At 71.2% G+C, this 527-nt stretch carries 1 protein-coding gene; it reads left to right on the top strand.

Annotated features, from left to right (window positions below):
* Positions 1–492, top strand: a 492-nt coding sequence (locus AC1DVT_RS20550) for a FadR/GntR family transcriptional regulator (RefSeq protein ID WP_477391283.1), incomplete at its 5' end; no start/stop codon positions are given.
* Positions 493–527: the final 35 nt, after the last annotated feature.

The following is a 527-nucleotide window of genomic DNA, read 5'->3' as shown; positions in this document are numbered from 1 at the left end:
GGCTCGGGCACCTACCTGCGGGGCACGGCCAGCGAACTCCTGCCGCAGACCCTGCGCTGGGGGCTGCTCATCGGCGAGCGCAACACCGCCGAGCTGCTGGAGCTGCGCTCCGGCCTGGAGATCTTCGTCGCCCGACTCGCCGCATCGCGGGGGGACCAGGCATCCCTCGCCGTCGTCGGCAAGCAGCTGGAGCGGATGCGCACGACCGTCGGCGATCTCAAGCCGTTCGCGCGGGCCGACCTCGAATTCCACCATGCGCTGGCGGCGGCCGCCGGCAACGCGGTGCTGATCGACCTCCTGCATGTCGTCCGTTCGCTGCTGCAGGTGTACGCGGATCGCGCCGTCGAAGACGTGGCCGGAGCCCAGAAGGCGATCGACGAGCACGCCGCGGTCTACGCGGCGGTCGCCGCGCGCGATGAGGATGGCGCGGCGTCGGCAATGGCGATCCACATGGCGACGGCCTCGGCACGACTCGCCGCGGCGACCAGATGAGCACTGCCCAGGAAGGCGCACGATGACCCTGAATC

The organism is Microbacterium sp. P2_F9 (assembly GCF_056403635.1).
The sequence above is the reverse complement of the archived record's forward strand: the minus strand, read 5'-3'. Positions and strand labels throughout refer to the sequence as shown.